General features: G+C 66.1%; 18 protein-coding genes. 7 read left to right on the top strand and 11 right to left on the bottom strand.

Annotated features, from left to right (window positions below; genetic code table 11):
- Window positions 1–8 precede the first annotated feature (8 nt).
- Both ACPXYO_RS03855 and ACPXYO_RS03850 read left to right on the top strand, forming a co-directional pair.
- Window positions 9–296, top strand: a complete 288-nt coding sequence (locus ACPXYO_RS03855; RefSeq protein WP_423916789.1) for a transposase — start codon at window positions 9–11, stop codon at window positions 294–296.
- Entirely contained in the window at window positions 293–1168 is an 876-nt protein-coding gene (locus tag ACPXYO_RS03850) for an IS3 family transposase (protein ID WP_423916788.1), read from the top strand. Before ACPXYO_RS03855 ends, ACPXYO_RS03850 begins: the two co-directional genes overlap by 4 nt.
- Before the next feature lie 695 nt (window positions 1169–1863).
- Here ACPXYO_RS03850 and ACPXYO_RS03845 read toward each other — a convergent pair.
- From ACPXYO_RS03845 to ACPXYO_RS03830, 4 genes are all read right to left on the bottom strand, one after another.
- Window positions 1864–2067 carry a hypothetical protein gene (locus ACPXYO_RS03845; RefSeq protein WP_423916786.1) on the bottom strand — a complete coding sequence of 68 codons (204 nt, stop codon included), beginning with the start codon at window positions 2065–2067 and terminating at the stop codon, window positions 1864–1866.
- A 111-nt stretch (window positions 2068–2178) separates the two neighbouring features.
- Window positions 2179–2697: a nucleotidyl transferase AbiEii/AbiGii toxin family protein gene (locus ACPXYO_RS03840; RefSeq protein WP_423916784.1), complete on the bottom strand. Its 519-nt coding sequence runs from the start codon at window positions 2695–2697 to the stop codon at window positions 2179–2181.
- A complete protein-coding gene (locus ACPXYO_RS03835) occupies window positions 2694–3233 on the bottom strand; it encodes a nucleotidyl transferase AbiEii/AbiGii toxin family protein (protein WP_423916782.1) in 540 nt (179 codons plus the stop codon). Before ACPXYO_RS03835 ends, ACPXYO_RS03840 begins: the two co-directional genes overlap by 4 nt.
- Window positions 3234–3616: 383 nt before the next feature.
- Window positions 3617–3877 carry a hypothetical protein gene (locus ACPXYO_RS03830; RefSeq protein ID WP_423916781.1) on the bottom strand — a complete coding sequence of 87 codons (261 nt, stop codon included), beginning with the start codon at window positions 3875–3877 and terminating at the stop codon, window positions 3617–3619.
- A gap of 169 nt (window positions 3878–4046) precedes the next feature.
- Between ACPXYO_RS03830 and ACPXYO_RS03825 the strand changes: the two genes are divergently transcribed.
- Both ACPXYO_RS03825 and ACPXYO_RS03820 read left to right on the top strand, forming a co-directional pair.
- Window positions 4047–4673, top strand: a complete 627-nt coding sequence (locus tag ACPXYO_RS03825; RefSeq protein WP_423916780.1) for a metallophosphoesterase — start codon at window positions 4047–4049, stop codon at window positions 4671–4673.
- 188 nt (window positions 4674–4861) lie between these two features.
- Complete coding sequence (locus tag ACPXYO_RS03820; protein WP_423916779.1) at window positions 4862–5392, top strand: hypothetical protein; 531 nt, start codon at window positions 4862–4864, stop codon at window positions 5390–5392.
- A gap of 459 nt (window positions 5393–5851) precedes the next feature.
- Here the strand turns inward: ACPXYO_RS03820 and ACPXYO_RS03815 are convergent, their stop codons facing one another.
- Entirely contained in the window at window positions 5852–6913 is a 1062-nt protein-coding gene (locus ACPXYO_RS03815) for an integrase core domain-containing protein (protein WP_423916777.1), read from the bottom strand.
- The gene (locus ACPXYO_RS03810; protein ID WP_423916776.1) at window positions 6910–7239 is read right to left on the bottom strand and encodes a helix-turn-helix domain-containing protein; all 330 of its coding nucleotides are present in this window, start codon (window positions 7237–7239) and stop codon (window positions 6910–6912) included. Before ACPXYO_RS03810 ends, ACPXYO_RS03815 begins: the two co-directional genes overlap by 4 nt.
- A gap of 98 nt (window positions 7240–7337) precedes the next feature.
- On the opposite strand from ACPXYO_RS03810, the gene ACPXYO_RS03805 reads away from it, so the two are divergent.
- Window positions 7338–8312 (top strand): hypothetical protein, encoded by a 975-nt coding sequence (locus tag ACPXYO_RS03805; protein WP_423916775.1) that lies wholly within the window; start codon window positions 7338–7340, stop codon window positions 8310–8312.
- Window positions 8313–8337: 25 nt separating this feature from the next.
- On the opposite strand, the gene ACPXYO_RS03800 is transcribed toward ACPXYO_RS03805, so the two are convergent.
- Both ACPXYO_RS03800 and ACPXYO_RS03795 read right to left on the bottom strand, forming a co-directional pair.
- Window positions 8338–9195: a metallophosphoesterase family protein gene (locus ACPXYO_RS03800; protein ID WP_423916773.1), complete on the bottom strand. Its 858-nt coding sequence runs from the start codon at window positions 9193–9195 to the stop codon at window positions 8338–8340.
- Window position 9196: 1 nt separating this feature from the next.
- Complete coding sequence (locus ACPXYO_RS03795; protein WP_423916771.1) at window positions 9197–10024, bottom strand: PP2C family protein-serine/threonine phosphatase; 828 nt, start codon at window positions 10022–10024, stop codon at window positions 9197–9199.
- A gap of 251 nt (window positions 10025–10275) precedes the next feature.
- Between ACPXYO_RS03795 and ACPXYO_RS03790 the strand changes: the two genes are divergently transcribed.
- On the top strand, window positions 10276–12237 hold the full coding sequence (locus tag ACPXYO_RS03790) for an AAA family ATPase (protein ID WP_423916769.1): 1962 nt from the start codon (window positions 10276–10278) through the stop codon (window positions 12235–12237).
- A gap of 393 nt (window positions 12238–12630) precedes the next feature.
- On the opposite strand, the gene istB is transcribed toward ACPXYO_RS03790, so the two are convergent.
- Complete coding sequence (istB, locus tag ACPXYO_RS03785) at window positions 12631–13395, bottom strand: IS21-like element helper ATPase IstB (protein ID WP_423916039.1); 765 nt, start codon at window positions 13393–13395, stop codon at window positions 12631–12633.
- On the bottom strand, window positions 13392–14876 hold the full coding sequence (gene istA / locus ACPXYO_RS03780; RefSeq protein ID WP_423918680.1) for an IS21 family transposase: 1485 nt from the start codon (window positions 14874–14876) through the stop codon (window positions 13392–13394). The genes istB and istA overlap by 4 nt, the downstream gene beginning before the upstream one ends.
- 916 nt (window positions 14877–15792) lie before the next feature.
- Here istA and ACPXYO_RS03775 point away from each other — a divergent pair.
- The gene (locus ACPXYO_RS03775) at window positions 15793–16434 is read left to right on the top strand and encodes a hypothetical protein (protein WP_423916768.1); all 642 of its coding nucleotides are present in this window, start codon (window positions 15793–15795) and stop codon (window positions 16432–16434) included.
- Here ACPXYO_RS03775 and ACPXYO_RS03770 read toward each other — a convergent pair.
- Window positions 16353–16928 (bottom strand): hypothetical protein, encoded by a 576-nt coding sequence (locus ACPXYO_RS03770; RefSeq protein WP_423916766.1) that lies wholly within the window; start codon window positions 16926–16928, stop codon window positions 16353–16355. The two genes, ACPXYO_RS03775 and ACPXYO_RS03770, sit on opposite strands and share 82 nt — an antisense overlap.
- Between the last annotated feature and the right edge of the window lie 26 nt (window positions 16929–16954).

Raw genomic sequence — 16954 nt, 5'->3', positions numbered from 1 at the left:
AGGGAGCTATGCCTGAGACACGAAGAAGGTTCGATCCGGAGTTCCGCGCCGGCGCGGTTCGGATCGTGACAGAGACCGGCAAGCCGATCGCTGTGGTCGCCCGTAACCTGGGGCTTCATGCGGGCACGCTGGGCAACTGGGTCGCGGCCCAGCGCCGCGACGGCGGCGATGTTGCACTGGATGTCGACGAGCGCGCCGAGCTGGTGCGGCTGCGGCGCCGCTGCGCTGAGCTGGAGATGGAGCGCGATGTGCTCAAACGATCCGTGGTCCTGTGGGTGAACGAGGCGACAAAGTGAGCACCGCAGCTTTCGTCGCTTCCCAGAGGACCGAGTTCGGGATCCCCCACGCGGTCGCGTGCCGGGCCTTGAGGATCAGCGAGTCGTGGTTCTACCGGTGGCGCAACGGCCCTCCCTCAGCCATCGAGCCGCGCCGGGCCGACCTCGACGCGGCGGTGCGGGACTGCTTCGCGGACTCCAAGGAGACCTACGGGTCGCCGAGGGTCCATGCGCAGCTGCGCCGCGACGGCCGGGCGGTGTCGCGCAAGTCCGTGGAGGCCTCGATGGCCCGCCAAGGACTGGCGGCGCGCCGCCGCAAGCGCCGCAAGGGCCTCACACGGGCCCAGCGAGCAGCAGCGGCCCCGCAGGACCTGTTGGGGCGCGACTTCACCGCCGCGGCGCCCGATCGCCGCTGGGTCGGGGACTTCAAGGAGGTCCCCACCGGCGAGGGCCCGGTGTTCGTGGCCACCGTCATCGATCTGTCCTCCCGCCGGGTGGTCGGCTTCGCGACCTCGAACTCCCATCCCACCGCCGAACTCGCCGAGGCCGCGCTGAACATGGCCGCCGCCATCCGAGGCGGCGACGTCACAGGCGTGATCTTCCACACCGACAAGGGCTCCCAATACACCGCGGGGGACTTCGCCGCCGCCTGCGAGCGCCTCGGCGCCGCCCAGTCCACCGGACGCGTCGGGTGCGCCCTGGACAACGCCGTTGCCGAGTCGTTCTTCTCCACCCTCCAGCACGAACTCGTCAACCACAACAACTGGGCCACCCGCTGCCAGGCCCGACGCCACATCGCCGCCTGGATCACCGACTGGTACAACACCCGACGGCTCCACAGCACCCTCGACATGACCAGCCCGACCGACTACGAACTAGCCAACACCAACTGACCAACCCTCCACGATTTGGGGGGAAGCCCAGTCTCACCAAGGTTGACAGGTGCCGTGATCGGATGCGTATGGGCGCCCGCGATATCCGGAGCTCGGGGGGGGATGTTCTTCGATGCGAGCCCATTGTTCGTCAGTGAGCATGGGTCTCATGACCCACTATGCACGGGACCCCACCAGGATCGGGTGTTCGGATAACACGCCTGTTGTTCGGGAGGAACATGTGTATACTCTCAGGCGAGTCTTGTCTGCATCAGCTTCCTGACTCAAAGGTTCGGCCCCGACACACTGCCCCTCGACCTGGTCACATCAGGCGAATTGGACAGTGGCCGGGGCCTAGCCGCGCATCGTCATGCGCGGCGTATCCCACATCCTAGCGGGCGCGAACAGGTGATCGCGTGCCGCACGACATGCGTGGAATTCCACGGCGGTGGTTCGGTGGGGTCCCCATACCCTGGCCTCATGACCGCATCATCCGACTTTGTAAACAGGCCCTAGTCAAGCGGGCGGCAGGTGCGTCGCGAGTCGCGACAATCGGAGCAGATGACACACGTGACGAACATGGCCGAGCAATGCGCCCTTGACGGCGCTGACGCTATGCCTCCATGTTCGAATCCAGCTAGGAGAACTCCTCGAGTGTCGTCGGACATCCCGCGACGAACTCAGCAAACGCCTGGCGGATCTCGTCTTCACTCATATCAGTCGACGGCGACTTGAGAGGGTCCCGAATCTCCTCCAACGACCTCCATCCGCCGCGGCGCTTCGGGGACGTCGAGGCACAGGTCAGGGTCGGATTCGGTCAGCTCCCGACTGGTCTCGACGTAGATGACAGCGATCTGCCGGAACGCGTCGGTCACGGCAGGGTCGGCGGCCGGCCTGTGGTGGTCTCCGGCTGCCGTCATGGGTTCAGCGTAATTCGGGCCGCCTGGGCGAATCGCCCGGACGCGGTCCTGTGTGACGGCCCAGTTGGCGGCGATGTTGGTGTTGCGGCTGGTGCCGCGTCGCCGGGCAGGTCAGTCGTGGTCGGTTGTGTCGAGGCTGCGTGCTGCTTTGGCGGCCGTTTCGAAGCGGGGCTTGGCGCCCCACACGGTGGCGTCGAGCGCTCGGTGGTAGCCGTCTCGCAGCGCTTGATAGGCGGGGGTGCTTTCGGTGAACGCGGGCGAGGTCCCACAGCCGTGTCGGGGCCGCGGTGTGGGTGCGCGCACGGCTGCGGACGCGGTGCGCCACATCTGCGGCGCCTGTTCGCGGGTCTGGGCTGCGTGGGTCCGCTGCGTGGCGATGGACCACAGGTCGTACAGGTCCCGTCCGCGTGCGCGCAGCCCATCGAGATCGCCGGTGGCGGCGCGACGGTGCAGCGCGTCGAGCTTGTTGACAGCTGTCCACCACGGGCGGACACATGGCAGCTCGAAGCCGCCGAGCTCAGGGAATCTTCCGACCGATCCGGGGTCGCCGCGGCGGGCGAGCAGCGAATTCACCTCGCAGCTCGCGGCCAGCTCGCCAGTTGCGTGCAGCAATGATGTCTCGAGTTTCACCTCGGCTTCTGCGGCTGGATGGTGAGCATCGTGGCGCGAACCCGGTTCCCGATGGTGGTCCCGCAGCTCGCTGCGGGATCGGAGGCGGCCCACTCTGCGACGGCTCGGCAGGCGTGCGCGTGACGATTGGGCGATCCCTGATGGCGTGGGGAGGCGAGCAGGGTGCCGTCGATGTCGTCGGAGAATCGGCGGGTGATGCCCCACGCCATCGACAGCGAGTTCCCACCGCTGAACGCCCACCCGCCGACGCTCGGTGACTCAGCGGATCGACCGTGATGGCGGCGCGGCTGCGCTTCGCTCAGGGTGCCGTCGGCGGGAAGGCGGAGATGCAGCGTGTACAGGACTCGAACGATCCAATAGTCCACGACCACCTGGCGGGCTGTCAGGCCCGTGTCCGCCGTGACGTGACGCACAGCGGCTTCGAATTCGCGCTCGTGCGCCGCGAACCGGTCATCGGCACGCGTCCGGCTCGCGCGGGTCCGGTCAAGCTGCGGGCGCGCGACCGCGCCTCGAGCGCCCTGGGGAGTCTCCGGCAATGAAATGCATCTGGGAGGGCGAGAGCAGATCGGGCCGACTCGCAGCGGCCATCGCCAGCGCGAGACCGATCCGCGACCAATATGCCCCGCCATTGCCAGCCAGCCGGCAAGGCGGGGAGAAGTACCGTCAGTGTACGGCCAGGCGATGCCGCACGCGGCTAGGCGCGCAAGCGTCGGACCGGCTCTTCGGCGGCCTGCCGGCGGCGGGCTCGGCTGAGCGTGCCCGTATCGCACTGCGAGCGTGTGCAAGGCGTTGCGCGGTCAACCACGCCGGCATGTTGCCCGGTCCATTCGGCCGCGTCATCAACGGATCGGTGGCTTGGGTGGGTTGTGAAGGTCCCGGAACCGTCACTGCTTCGGCAAACGGCCGGGGTCGCGTCCTGTCAGATGCTCGCCTCGCCCGCAAACGCGTATTCGAGCACGCCGAACGAATGCGGTGAAGTGCCGATCCGTTCCAGCGAGAAGTTGCCGGCCCCGTACCGCTGCAGCCCGAGCTCGTACGCAACGTCTTTGTCTTCGACGGTCTCGACGACTTCGCCGTCATGCATCAAAGCCAGTTTCCCCGAGTGGTCTGGCTCGAGCCGTGCCTGATGCCGCTCGACGAACGCAGCATGATTATCACGCGCTTGGGTTGACATGCTCATCGTTCCCCCGTGCCCGTCGTGTGCGGTGTCCACACGCGACAGTATGCGGCTTCCCGTATTTCGAACGACCGGAAGCCAACGGTTCAGCGTCGACCGCGCCAGGCGGCAGCCGAGCCACGGGCGCGAAAACCATGCAGGTGCTGTGACACCGGATACCTATGGTGCGGTCATGGCCCGCTGGTACACCTCGGATCATCATTTCGGGCATCGCAACATCATCGGCTACTGCGACCGGCCGTTCGCCGACGTGGACGAGATGAACGATGCGATGGTCGAGCGATGGAACGAACTCGTCGCAGACGACGACGAAGTGCGGGTGATCGGCGACATCGCGCTCGGCGACCTGCGCGTCTGCCTCGCCGAGCATGTCGCACAGCTGCGGGGCCGCAAGATCCTCGTGCCCGGTAACCACGACCGCTGCTGGGCCGGCCGAGACAACCACCAGGCCAGCCGCAGCGACTATCTCGAACTTGGCGGCTTCGAACGAATCGTCGATGCGCCCAAGCCGATTCGGATCGGTCGCAAGAAGGTGCGCATCAGCCACTTCCCGTACCTGCTCGATGAGACCTACGATCTCAAGTACCTCGATCACCGGCCCCGCGACGACGGCAGCTGGCTGCTGCACGGACACATCCACGAGAAATGGCGCCAGCGAGGCCGCCAGATCAACGTCGGCGTTGACGCATGGGACTTCGCCCCAGTGTCGGAGGACACCATCGCTGAACTAATCGCAGAGGGCCCTGCTGACCGCGAACCGCTCCCAGCGCGAACGCCATCCCAGTCCCGCCACCGCTGAACTCTGGCAGTTCTGCAGCCCAAGAGAACCAGTGTCTCGACGCGGACCGTGTGACTGGCAGTGCGTCGTTACAGTCGACCCCGCCGATAGACCACCGGGATCCCGAGAACACCTGAGCGAAGTCTGACCCACGCGCTTGCAGGAGGGAGACAGACACGAATTGGCCGCCGCGCCGTCCGCTCACCGAGGTGACAACCACCAGCACCCTCAGCCGCATCGACACGGACGGAGCTCGACCGCTCACCTACGACGAGTTCGTCGAGTTCGTTGACAGCATCGCCGATCATCTCCATGCGGACAGCGACCTCATCGACCCGAGTGTTTCCGGGCAGGCCAGTACCGGGGAGGTCGCGATCGTGTTCGGTGTACTGATGCCGATTGGAGATCCTGAGCTCAACGGACGGCTCACCGAGATCTTCGACAGCCTCAGCACGGCGCATGATCTTGTGTGGTCCCGCGACCCCGCACCTCGCACACATAGTCACGCGGCGACGATGCTGCATCTCAGGAGCCAGCATCTCGACAAGCTCGACGAGTCAAGCGCTCGCTTGAACTCTGACGTGTGCGGGGCGATCCGAATTCGGACCGATGAGCGCTTTGCGAGGCAGTCGGTGCCGGTTCAGACGGCGGCAAGGTCAGCTGCGTCGAGGCAAGAGCTCCGCGGGCGCCGGCCTGAGATCCGCAGCGCCCGATGGGAACGAGCTATGGCCGCCACGTGACGGTCGTGAAGCGTTCGCCTAGTCGAGAAACTTCTTGGCGAAAGATAGACCCCGCCATTCCCGGCAAGCCGGGAAGGCGGGGAGCATTGGGATGACACTAGCGCCGACTTACCGTTGCCGACGATGTCGGGAGCGCTCGCCGCGGCCGGGAAGACGACCCGTAGCTGAGGCGAAGCAGCAGGATTCCGAGGTCGTGGACCGCGTCTTGGCTGAGTCGCTGCCCAAGCCCGGTGTCGCCCAAGCCGCTGGTCCGGGTCGATCAGAGCATCAGTGCCGACCAGTTCTTCGGATTCGACTGGCGGGGCTGATGTGTCTCGTTGGCGCGGTAGAACTCGAGGGGGCGGTTTCTGCGAGTTCGTGAGGTGAAGTAGTGGTGCGAGTGAGGTGTGTCTGACTCTTCGCGACAGATCGCCGGTTTTTTCAGGCCGCATCGGCGGGTGGGCGGTGGTGGTTGGTTGGTCATGGTAGTGGTCGGTTTCGGTGCCAGGCTCGGCGTTGCCGGTCGGCGTTGCGCATCCCTTGTTGGCGGGCGGTTCGGATGGCGTCACCGCGGCTTTCGTGTTCGTCGTTTGGGGTCACGTAGCCGATGGCTTCGTGCAGCCGGACGCTGTTGTGGCGGGCTCGGGCCCGTTCGAGCTCGGCGGCGAGCAGGGCGGGGTCGGTGATCGCGGTGAGGTGGGGGTGCTCGTGTTTGACGTGGCCCCACAGCGACTCGATCCAGGCTTGGTCGGTCGGTGTGGAGGGGCGGCCGAAGTGCTGGGCGATCGAGCACAGGGCCATGAACCGGCGGGTGTCGTTGGCGCGCATCTCGGTGCCGTTGTCCGAGATCGCCAGCAGCAGCGGGATCTCGGCTCTGTCGTCGGGGGGTTCGGCGTCGGGGTCGTCGAGGCGTGCCCGCAGCTCGTCGGTGAGCAGCCCCTCGTTGTCGAGGCCGCGCATGAACAGGACCCGAGCGGCGACCGAGTCGGGGTTGGCGGTGAGGTGGGTGCAGATCCATTTGCGGCTGACGAGGTCGACGATCGCGTACGCGTGCTTGGCTGGGCGGCAGGCCGGGAACTGGGTGCCGTCCCAGCACCACAGCTGGTTCGGGTGCCATTCGCACCAGGCCGGCCACGGCGTCTTCGCGCTGCGCGCTGGCCGCGGATCGCCTTGCAGGGCAAGGCCGTGACGGCTCAGCACCCGATCCACTGTCGAGGGCGACACCCACACTCGCTGCTCGTAGGAGCCGCGATGAGCGAGCTTGCGGTGCGAGCGGTCGATGTCGCCCCAGTCGTCGAACAGCGTCACGATCTCGGCTTGTTCCCACTCGAGGAGCCCATGGATCGGGTTCCCGCCCGGGGCGAGGTCCTCAAGACCGCCGACGGCTCGGCGCTGCCGCCAGCGCCACACCCTGCCCCGGTCCACTTCGAGGACCGCGCAGGCCCGGGCCGCACTCCAGCCCGCAGCCGCTGCGTCGCCGATCAAGCCGAGCAGCGCTGCCTTGGCGGCCCCGTCGACGCGGGCGGGGATCGGGCCGCTCATCCCCAATGCGATTTTCCCCGCAGGACCGCCAGCTCGACCGCCTGCTCGACCACCGTGGACTGGAGCCGCTCGACCTCGGCGCGCAACGCCGCCGCCTCGGTCGCCTCTGCACGGGACCGGCGCGGCCGCCCCGGCCTGGACGCCTGCAAAGCGGCGATCGCCCCGTCGCGAGCCACCGCACGCAGCCGAGAGATCACCGAACGATCCACCCCCGCCTCCGCCGCCGCGTCGGCCTGGGTGATCTGCCCGGTCAGCATCCGCAGCCACAAGTCGTACTTCTGCTCCGCTGTCAGCACCCGCTTCGCTATTCGGTCCTGCGAACTCATCGGCCGCAGCCTCCTCCTCTGAGACCGCCAACCCTGCCCGACGCTGCCTGAAAAAACTCAGAACCTGTCGCGCTAAATCAGACGCAACACAAGTAGTGGTGCGAGCAGACTTGGTGCGCTGTCGAGATACGAGGGTGCTGGGCGAGAGGCTGGCTCGGTACGAGTCAGAGGTCGGCACGCTGTCGGGGATTGCCGTTGACGGGCGCCGGTGCGAGTTCGTCGAGCATCTCGTCGACAGCGGGCACAGCTCGGACTCGCTGCGCGCACTGGCTGAGGGCCATGTTGAGGGCGGATGCTCGGACCCGTCGTCTGAGGACTTCGATCCGCTGTGCGCTGCTGTGTCTCATCACCGCCGAGGCGACCTAGAGGAAGCCTGCTGGCTGGTGTTCCTCGCTACCGCGTTCGACATCTCGCCCATACACGGCTGGCACATGGTTGCCGCCGTGTACCGCCGCGAGAACGAGCCGGGGCTGTGGGACTGGGATGCTGCGTCCTCAGACGTCGTGCTGCTGCGGGAGTGGCTGCAGCGCAACCGGCACCGATTCGCGGGCGTCGGCTTCGGCAACCACCGAAAGTTCGAGTCGCTCAACGACCGAATCGGCGTCGGCAGGACCATCGAGTCGTACGTCGGTTGGGTGCGCCGAGCAGGAACCCACCAGACGCTGTTCGAGATAGCCCGACAAACGGCGGACCCGTTCGATTCGCTGTTCGGCTCGATGGTGGGCAACTGGAGGTTCGGGCGGCTAGCCAGGTTCGATTACCTGTGCTGCCTCGAAGCGCTCTGCATCGCCGACTTCGCTCCGCGCAAGGCGTACCTGAAAGGAGCGACCGGACCGCTCAAGGGCGCACGGCGCATGTACGGCGCACCAAGAGGCACCTGGGCAGGCAATCCGCTCCTGCTCGACGAGCGGCTCATCGAGCTCGAGGGCTACTTGGACGTCGGCTTCGATGTCCTCGAAGACGCGCTGTGCGAATGGCAAAAGCACCCCAACGGGCCAGATGCAGCGCCATGCGGTGTGCGCGGAACACTGCACATCTGCTCAACAGCAAGAAAGAGGCCGCGACGCTGCTGAAGACAGCAATCAGCGTCGCGGTCGGCTATACGTAGGACACCACAAGGCCCGGCTGGGTGCGAAGCAACGCAGTGCTATCTCGGCGTCCGTCTTCAGCGAGTCCGATCACTTCGGTGCGGTCGCTGATGCGCTCGGCGTTGGCCTGGTGCCAGTGGCCATGCAGCAGGAGCTCGGGCTGGGTGCGGTCGACGGCTGCGGCGAGCAGCCGACGGCCGCGTTCAGCTTCTCGCAGCACGTCGATGGGGATGCCGGTCATGCCTGACTTGAGACCGGTGACTTGTGCGGGGGCGTCGTGGGTGAACAGCACATCGAGACGGCCGTCGAACTCCGCTTCGGTGTTCGCGATGAGCCGTTCGATGTCGTCCTCGGTGAGGGCCTCTTCGGGCCATCGGTAGTGACGCACCTCAGGCAGCCGTTTGTCAGGCGACACGGCGCCGCCGAGCGCGCCGAATGCGTGCCTGTTCCAGCGCCAGACGCTGCCGCGCCATGCCCACCACAGCGATCCGCCCAGATGCAGCGGGCGGCGTGCAACCATTGCGTCCCGGGCGGCGGCCGTCAGCGCGTACCGGCCCAGCGCGGGCCAGATCTCGTGGTTGCCGTCGATCACGATGATCGGCAGCGGCGAGTCGCAAGCAGTCTGCATGTACTCCGCCTGCAGGGGGCTGAAGCGGCTCCAATGGCGGTCCGCCAGCCAGAAATCGCCGACCTGCACGATCGCCTGGGCACCGAGATCGGCAGCGTGGGTGATCGCGTCGGTGAGGTGGGTCTTGGTGCCGTGGATGTCCCCGACCACCAGCACGTCCCGAACAGCGTCAGCGGCGACCTCGGCTGTGTCGTCCCAGGTCTTGTCGGTCGTGAACTCGAACGAGCCCCGTTGCGGCATCTCAACCCTCCGCGGCCATTGAACCGGCCGAGTCCGCCGACACCTCGGGTGCGATGCGGGCGACGGCGATCGTCGTGTTGTCGCTCAGACCCGCGACGCGAGCGGTGTCCATCAGCGTGTCCGCTACCTCTGCGGCGGTGCCGCGCCGATCCGCCGGCAACGCAAAGCCGAGGCTGTTGTCGTCGGGATCGTCGTTGAACCACTCACGGCGGTAGGCCTCGAGGATCGGGCGGATCAGCCCGTCACTGGCCAGCACCACCAGCAAGCCACCGTCGACGATCCACCCACCGACGCGAGAGCGGGGAACGACATCGCCCATATGGTCCACCTCCCCCGACGGCAGGTCGAAGCTGTCGGGGTCGGCGCGGGACATCCCGATGCATCGGCTGACGAACCCCAGCAGGTCATTGTGCGGCTTGCTGTGCCAGCCCGGCGCGGCGCCGAGCGGCACGATGAACCCGAACGAGTCCCCGATCCACGACACCAGCAGTCCGGCCTGCGGAGTCCACGCAGCGACGACCAAAGTGGTGAGCGCGATCATCGACTCGCCTTCATCGGCGGCGCGCATCTCCGGGTGCAGCACCCACGCAGCCGCATTTGCCGCATCGAACGCCGCTGTCATCTCGGCGGTGCTCCCGATACGAGCCGGCAATGCGTCGACAGCCGCCTGCGCAGCTTCGTCGCCGAACGGATGCCCGCCCAACCCGTCAGCCACCGCCACCATCCATGAGCCATCAGCATTCACAACAGCCCGGACGCGGTCCTCCTGACGATCCCGAGAACCGATATCAGTGCGAGTCGCGATGTCCGTCATCAGGTTCTCAGCCATGCCCGCCGTCCAAGTTGGGGTGCTATTCGGACCGTAGCGACCCGGTGTGACATCACTCGAAGCGATTTTCCGAACCGAGCCACGCACGGAGGCCACAGTCGGACTCGTTGAGGGCCGCAGTTGCGCATCGTTGCCAACTGGCCGTGTCTGTCTTCGACAAGATTCTCGGTGTCGTCGCCGGATGGGTGTCACTCCGTCCCCCAATAGATTGAGCGCTTCGTGTCGTGGCGAAGCGGCACTGGGGGTGCAGGGTGCGTTTGAAGTCTTTTCAGGTGATGGTGTTCCGGAACGTCGTCGACTCAGGCGTCATCTCGATCGAGGGTCAGGTGACGTGTCTCGTCGGAAAGAACGAAGCCGGCAAGTCGGCCCTGCTCGAAGCGCTCTACCTCTTCAATCCTGCCTACGGCGACGTGTTCAGCGTCGAGGACCAATATCCGAGGTGGCTCGCGGTCCAAGACCGGCGAAAGGGCGACCTCGACAAGGCAACCCCAATAGCCGTCTCGCTCGAACTCGAGGATCACGAAGTGGCCGAGGTCACCGGCACCTTCGGCGCGGCAGTCTTGACCAGTTGTGAAATCACGGTCGCGCGGCAGTACGGCGGCGAGAGGACTTGGGAATTCGCGTTGTCCGAGAATTCCGCTGTTGAGTACCTGTTGAGCGAGTTTGCGGCGCCGGTCGCAGATGCGCTCGCGGATGCGGACACGTTGGACGGCCTCAGGGATGCCCTCGCTGGCCTTGTCCCGGACGGCGAGGAATCTGAGCCGAGTGCCGATCAAGGTGACGAGGAACACGAGTCTGGGGCGACGGACGACGGCCGGGGGCCTGGTCTCAGCAAAAAGAACATCAATGAGGCAAAGGCCCTTCTCGCGAGCCGGGGACTTGAGAGCGGCAGCATCGAAGACCGACTCGAGAGCGCCCTTGAGCCGCATCTGCCGAAGTTCTTCCGCTTCACGGAGTACTCGACGCTTCCGGGCCGCATCGACTTCGCCGATATCGCCAGCGGCGACGGAGACGGCCCCGCACGAAGCGGCTTCGAGGCCGCTCGAGCGCTACTCGAGCTCGCGGGAACAGAACTCAGTCAGCTCCAGAACGACGACTATGAACTGCGGCGCGGCGAGCTCGACGCGGTGCAGATCGACCTGACCAACCAGGTCTTCGAGTATTGGACGCAGAACCCCGATCTCCGAGTGGTTACCGATGTTGACAAGCAGACCGTGCAGCGGCAGAACGGCACGACTGCTGTAGCGCGTTTCCTTGAGATCCGGCTCTCTGATAACCGAACCGGGTATTCCAACAACTTCTCCCAACGCTCGTCCGGATTCCAGTGGTTCTTCTCCTTCTTGGCGGCGTTCAGCGAGTTCGACCAGCAGGACAAGCCGGTCGTGCTGCTCGACGAGCCGGCGCTCACCCTTCACGGCCGAGCGCAAGGGGATTTCCTGCGCTTCATCAACGAGCGACTGGCACCTGAGTCGCCCGTGCTGTACACCACCCACTCGCCGTTCATGGTGGAGGCCGGTCGGCTGGAGCGAGTGAGGATCGTCGAGGACTTGGGCCCGCCCGCAGGCGCGATCGCGACCACGGAGGTGATGGGAGCCCACTCTGACAGCCTGTTCCCCCTCCAAGCGGCACTCGGCTACGACATCGCGCAGAATCTGTTTGTCGGGCCGGACAACCTCCTGGTCGAGGGAACTTCCGACTTCGTCTATCTCACGATCATGAGCCAGTTGTGTGCGGCGACGGGCCGGTCACAGCTCGATGACCGCTGGAGAGTCCTGCCGGCGGGTGGAGCGACCAACATCCCGACCTTCGTCAGTCTGATCGGTCCTCACCTGGACATCACCGTCCTCGCCGATGCCAACGCGAGAGGCATGCAGCGAGTCGCTGACATGATCCAACGAGGCCTCCTCAGCGCCAACCGGCTGATCCTGACGAGCGTTGCGGCACCGTCTAGCAACGCCGACATAGAGGACCTGTTCAGCGAAGGCGACTATCTGACGCTCTACAACAGGACCTTCGCGACATCCCTGAAAGAGAGCGACCTTCCTCCTGGCGATCGCATTGTCAAGCGGCTCGAGCAATCGCAGGGAGAGTACGTGCACGGCCAGGTCGCCGAGACATTGCTCCGAAACTACTCCGACATCACATTCACCGACGCGACGCTGGATCGATTCGCGGCGCTATTCGACGCGCTGAATCAAACACTGAGCACGTAGGCCCGCTGCTCAGCAGTGGTCACGGGTCACCGCGATTGTTTGGCTTCGCTGTCGCCGTGATTCGCTAGGGATCCCTGAACGCATCCAACGGTGCCAGCGCTGCAGCGTCGTCGGAATACGGCGGCTGCGCCGTGAATCGTGGTACAGATCTGGTACCGGAATGCGCTGCACGACTCTGTTCCCCTGGGGATGGCTGGGTGTACCGGCACCGGCGAGGGCCGGGCATTGAATGCACCTCCGAGGTACCGCCAGCCTCGGACAGAGAGCCAACCACACTGCCGCCGGAGGGCGTGCTGTCAAGGGCCAGTGGGATCTGCCCAGTGGCGGACAGCAGGACTGCCCGTTGGTGGCCAACAGAACTGCCCGGTGGTGGCCAGGTGTTCTGCCCGTGGGTCAGTTGGTCAGTGGCGTCACCCCCTTGCCGGCGGTGGCTTGGGTGAGGCGGATGCTGTCGCCGGCGGTCATGACGACGTGGGCGTGGTGGAGCAGCCGGTCGACGGTGGCGTTGGCGATGGTCTTGGGCATGAGTTCGTCGAACCCGGCGGGGTGAAGGTTGCTCGACAGGGCGATGGAGCGTTTCTCGTAAGCGGCGTCGACGACCCGGTAGAGCGCCTCGGCGGTCTCGGTGGTGACTGGGAGCAGGCCGATGTCGTCGATCACGATGACGTCGGAGCGCATGATCCGCCGGATGGCCTTGGCGGCGGTGTCGTCGGCGCTGTGGCGGCGCACGAGCGCGCCGAGGTGCTCGAGACTGAACCAGGACACCTTGTGGCCGGCATCGACGGCGGCCTGGCCGAGCGCTTCAAGGAAGTGCGTCTTGCCTGTGCCTGATGGTCCGCACACGACGAGGTTCTCGTGGCGGTGGATCCACTCCAGGGTGCGTAGCGCCCGCTGGGTCGGCGCCGGGATCGAGCTGACGGTTCCGTCCCAGATGTCGAAGGTCTTGCCGGTGGGGAACCCGGCCGCTTTGCGCCGGGCCCGGATTGAGGATGCTTGGCGGCCGGCGAGCTCCTCGGCCAGCAGTGCCCTCATTGCTTCGGCCGGTTCCCAGCGTTGTGCCTTGGCGGTGGCCAACAGGTCCGGTGCTGCGGCGCGCATGTGGGGTAGGCGCAGGGCGCGGAGCAAGTCGACGACCTCGTCGATCGGCGCTGGGTTCATCGGTCGCCTCCGAGGCGACCCCAAGCGGCGGTGCCGGGCTGCAGCGAGTGCGCGTCATCGGCGCGCCGGGGTTGTCCGGGCGGGTCAGCAGCCAGGATCGAGGCCAGGTCGCCGTCTGCGAAGCGGCCGAACATCGCGGAGTGGCCGAGCGCCCAATCAACGCGGACCTGGCCGTGGAGGCGGGCAAGGGTGACGGCTTGGGCCATCTTGACCTTCATGCGGGTCGTGCCCGCGGCGGCTGCTTCAACGAGCCAGGTGCGGGCGCCGTCTCCGATGGCGAGGAACTCGGTCTCGGCCGCGCTCGTCGGCTTCGGACGCCGCGCCAGTGGCCCAGCCGGGCGTGGCGGGTAGTGGGCGTCGTCGATCATCGGATGCCCGGGTGTCGAACTCTGGTGGCGGGCGACCTCGATTGGGCCTGACGGTGCGCAGTGGGTGACGACGACCTGGTCACCGTCGACGCGCACCCACACCGTCTCATCGGCGAGGGTGTGCGGGACCGAGTAGGTCACGCCGCCGAAGCTGACCGTGGAGCTCCAAGAGACTTTCCGGGTCTCCCCGAGCGCTGCCGTGTATGGGCGTTCGGGCAGCGCGTGCAGCCGGTGCCGTTCCTCGGTGAGCATCTCCACCGGCGCCCGCCGGGTCACCCGATGGACCCGCTCGTTCACCTCAGCGGTGAACGCCTCGCAGGCCTCGACCAGCTCGGCCCAACTGGCGTAGTCGCCGCGCAGGTTCGCGTCGGTTGGCACCAAGTCGGCCTTGGCGACCCGCACCGTCGCCTCGCTGCCGCCTTTGGATTCAGGGTCCGCCGGCACACACGTCGCGACCGTCACGCCGTAGTGGCCGCCGACCGCAACGATCTCCGGATGGCGCACGGCGATCCCGGCGACGTGGTCGATCGTGACCGTGCGCTCGTTGTCGGTGAGCCAATACGTCGCAGCGCCGCCAAAGGCTCGCATCGCCCGATCCACACAGGCGATCACCGTGGGCAGGGTGCGGTCCCAGGTCGCGACCGGCACCCGGAACCTCGACCACGCCAGCCACGCGCAAAACAGATTCGTCCGCCGCCCGGCGATGACCGGGCCCGCGCCCCAGTCCCACTGCGCCCACATGCCCGGCTCGGGGATCCACGGCCGATACACCCGCCGCCGACCCGCCCGGAAGCTCTTCTTGGCCTCCGCCACTGCTCGGCGCACCGTGCGATCCGAACCCTCGAACCCCAACGCTTTCAGCTTGGCGTGGCAACGATCGGCGCGGATCTTGCCACAGGAGCGCTCCACCCACTCCTCGATCTTCGGCAGCCACGGATCGATGATCCGTTTCCGCCGCACCGGGCCCACACCCCCCAGCCGACCCTCGTCGCGCTCAGCCACATACGCGGCGACGGTGTGATGCGAACAACCGGCCAGCTCGCCGGCATCCCGGAACGACCCAGTCAGGTCGAACGCTTCCAACATGTTCATGATTTCCTCGCGAGACTTCACTTGCTCCTCCTGCTCGATGGTCACGGTTGTGGTGACCGGCTATTCGAGTAGGAGGAGCACCCCGCCGCGGTGCACCCCGACGGGAAATGGACTTCAACGCGGGCAGTTCTGTTGGCCGCCGCTGGGCAGAACCGTCGGCCGCCAGCGGGCAGCTACATGGCCGCCACTGGGCAGGATCTCATGGCCGCCGACAGCGTGCGACCAGTCGAGCTCCACGAGCAAAGCTGCGTTTCGCAGCGGCGGCGTTAGCTGATGCTTCGGGAACTGCTCGCCGCAGCTGGCACATGCACCGGAGTTGTGAGCGCGGGCGGCAAGGCAGCAACGGTCATTGGTCTCACCGAATTGCCAGCAGATGGCGCATTCCTGTGCGGTGCACTGGGTGTCTCAGCGAGTGCGATTCGATTCGAAGGGCTGACCGATCGGCTCGAGAATGCATAGACGCTCAGCAAGAGCCCTTCCCGGACACCACCGCCGTCGGCAGTGCCACCGTAATGGGAGGGCTTCCTGGGCATCTAGGATCGGCGAGTTATTCGAAGGCCTACCCACCGACAAGGATCTGGCGAATCTCGGGCACAGCGTCACTATCGCCGAGCCGTTGTCTTTCGCCGTCGGGGCCCCTGCTGAGGTCGCAGACAGCCTTGCGGGCAGCCTCCGATCAGTGGCGCCTATCGTCGCCTCACCCAGCGACCGATTCGTCTCTGGGAAGCGTGCGCTCGTCGCTCCAGGATCTCCAAGCAAGTCAGGCGTCGCCGGACGCGGTACAGAGCAAGCAAGGACAAAACGACATGACTGATCATCAATTGTTGAGCAGCAGTTTCCACTCTGGGCCGGCGAGACGTTCGTGCGCTCGCAAGGCTGATCTGATGCGGACTGCGCTTGCGTCGCGCCGGTGCGCGCGACTTCCGAAGGCTGTTCGATGACTAGTGAGTTGTTCGCCGGAGAGCGTGTCGAGGGCGTCGATGTCACCGGCCAGGTTGTGGACATCTGGGTTCGGCCCAACCACCACGAGATTGAGCGTCGGAGATCACACAGCGTCGGCGCCATGTGCGACCACGACCACATCCGAGCACTGATGGATCTGCCTGAGGGCCTTCATGTTCCGCTGAATTGCCTCGACGGCGCCACGCTCTTGGCAATGGATGACCTGGTCGACCGAGGCGCAGTCGAATTCGACGGTGACTCTGTAAGCCGTGTGGCCGTTCAGCCTGTCGCGATGGTTGGAATCTCGAAGGTCGCCGAGTGCTGGGACGACGCCCGTCGGATCACGTGGCTGGGGTCGCACGCGCCGCGGTACGTGATCGCTTCGGGCCGAATCGCAAAGCGGGTGCTCAAGGAGATTGACCCACAGGTTGGATTGGCAGTCCAACACGACGGCGAATGCCGGATCGCCAGAACTGCCGGTGCCCGCCGCGTGTTCCCGAGCTGGCAGCGTTGGGTGATAGCCGAGAGAACGTTCGAGAAGTGGCTCGAGACCACTCAGCCAAGCCATGTCAGCCAAGCGTCCAGCATCGGCGGACGCGAGGCGGGCATGATTCCGTCGGTATCGAAGCGGGCATAGGTGTCGGCCGCCCGTTCGCAGACTTCCCTCCATCTCGCTACGGGATCGCTGGCCGCCGCAATCTGGCGCACGAGAGCGATCGCAGCGGCGTTGGAATGCTCTCGCTGGATGGCCGCTCCGACCGACAGCAGATCGCGTACATCGCCGCCATCGCCGCACACCGGGCAATCGCAACGAAACGGCTCACCCGCACGAGGTTCCAAAACAGCCTCTGCGAGATCCGTCAACGGCACCCAGCTGGCAGCGGCGGGCACGAGGATCGTTCGGGAGCGATTTGACCCTGAGTTCTTACGCGGAAGCCAGAGATTCCGAACCGTGGAACTCGTTCCCACTGCCCCGGCATCGGCTCCAAGCGCCATCAGCCCAGCCAAACCGAGATCTCCACGCATCGCGAACACAAACGGCGCCGCTTCGATGACCTCAAGAACGCCGTCCAAGCAGGCCGGTGTCGAGAACGGATGCTCATAGGAGGCGAACACTGGCGCTATCGGCAAGCTGAATCGCCCTGGGTTTGTTGGAG

Source organism: Candidatus Poriferisodalis sp., from assembly GCF_965237655.1.
Taxonomy (GTDB): Bacteria; Actinomycetota; Acidimicrobiia; order Acidimicrobiales; family Poriferisodalaceae; genus Poriferisodalis.
The sequence above is the reverse complement of the archived record's forward strand: the minus strand, read 5'-3'. Positions and strand labels throughout refer to the sequence as shown.